Origin of the sequence: Parendozoicomonas callyspongiae, from assembly GCF_023502345.1 — a bacterium.
Lineage (GTDB): Bacteria > Pseudomonadota > Gammaproteobacteria > Pseudomonadales > Endozoicomonadaceae > Sansalvadorimonas > Sansalvadorimonas callyspongiae.
This window is the reverse complement of sequence record NZ_JAMFLX010000078.1, coordinates 1-1,590: the sequence shown is the minus strand read 5'-3', so window position 1 is coordinate 1,590 and position 1,590 is coordinate 1. Positions and strand designations below refer to the sequence as shown.

Below are 1,590 nucleotides of genomic sequence, written 5' to 3'. Positions count from 1 at the left end.
CTATTCCCCATAAATGTACTGCACTAATGTAAACCACTTTCCTATTTCCAAACGCAAATATCCAGCCCCAGAAAAAATACTGGTTTTCATTGGATTGTCTTTTACGCTGAATACACCAAGGCCAGCTACTATCATGAGGTATCAGGAACCAGGCTGCTGATATGTATGATTTCTCTTGGCGTTCCTCTCGTTCGTCTATAAGCCAGAGTTTTGAGTAGCTGGTACCATGAATCAATCTGGAAGCCCATAAAGTACTGTTGTACAACTTCCCATAATTTGATTTTTGAAAAACACGACTGCCAGGCTCTGTTGAAGACTGGGCAGGCAAGCTGCTCTATCTGGTCGACTAAAAAGGCCAGAAACATCAGACAAGCCATATTGCTGGAGAGGTGTTCTTCTCCGTGACCATAATTGTGCTCAAGGTTGTAGCCTTGGGTTTTCAGCGTATTGAAAGTCTCATTCTCAATCTTCCACTTCGCGCGTCCTCCTCGCATGACTTTCATGCAGTTTTGGTGAGACAGCGGCAAGCTGGTAACCCAGCTATTGGCGTAACACGTCTTGCCTTGTCCGTCGTACTCAACATATTCCAGAAAGTTGAGTTTCAGGTCAGAGTGAGTTTTGTTTAGGGCGACACCATTGGTATACCGAAACCAGTGTCGATGCCCTTTGTCATCGGTCTGTTCAAATCGCAGAACCCGGTTGTGTTTGTCGTACTCATCAACAGCTTCAAATAGTGAAGTATGGTCACTGTCTTTGGCAACGGCGATGACATTATGTTGATAGGAGCGAATCATCTTAATGGTGGGGCCTTTGGAGTACAGGTCATCCAGATTGAATATCAGCTTGAGCTGGGGGTGATCTTGGTGAATGTGTTTAAGTGCCCGCTTTAGAGCGTTTACCTCGCAATCATTTTTAGAGGCATCAACCTGCTGAATAATGGGTTCTGGCATCAGTGGCAACACAGCTTTTATACCGGGTTTAACGATGCAAATGCCGAGTAATTGATGATAGTACTGCTCCTTCGGGGTACCGGGATTCTTGACACAGCATTCGCTGCAATGGTTCTTTCCTGAAGAAAAATATCCGGTACCATCACAGGGAACCAGGTAACCCTCCTCGAAATAACGAAACTGCTGTAAACGGCCACTGCGTTGGACATAAGTGAACAAGGCCTTGAAGCAAGGTGCCAGCTCGCGAGTGGGGACAGGATCCAGCATAACCCGCATATGGGTGTCACTGGGGGTCTTGTTCACATGGTAGAGGCTTTTGAGGTTGGCCTGGGTTTCTGGTTCAAGTTTGTCTTTGTCGAACTGAAGCAAGGATGGATACTTCAAATGCATCATGGCAAAAGCGGACATGACAGCATCATGCAATGGAATTTTGGTATCCATTTTATTGGGACGAAAGTCTTCAATTTTGGAAACCTGTTTCGAAACCAGAGGAATCAGGTCATCTGCAATGGCTTTCTTCTTGGATGCAGGCATTGGTACAACCGTGCAGTAAGCAGCAAAATTGCGCGAGAGTTAAATATAGTCGATGTTGTGTAGGCCTTGGGGCGTCTGGGTTAAATGAACTCTTGGGGAATTGCTG

The 1,590-nt window shown here is 45.8% G+C and carries 1 protein-coding gene; it reads right to left on the bottom strand.

What is annotated here, in order from left to right; all coding sequences use genetic code 11:
• Positions 1-131: 131 nt before the first annotated feature.
• On the bottom strand, positions 132-1,484 hold the full coding sequence (locus M3P05_RS20310; protein WP_249701956.1) for a hypothetical protein: 1,353 nt from the start codon (positions 1,482-1,484) through the stop codon (positions 132-134).
• Positions 1,485-1,590 lie beyond the last annotated feature (106 nt).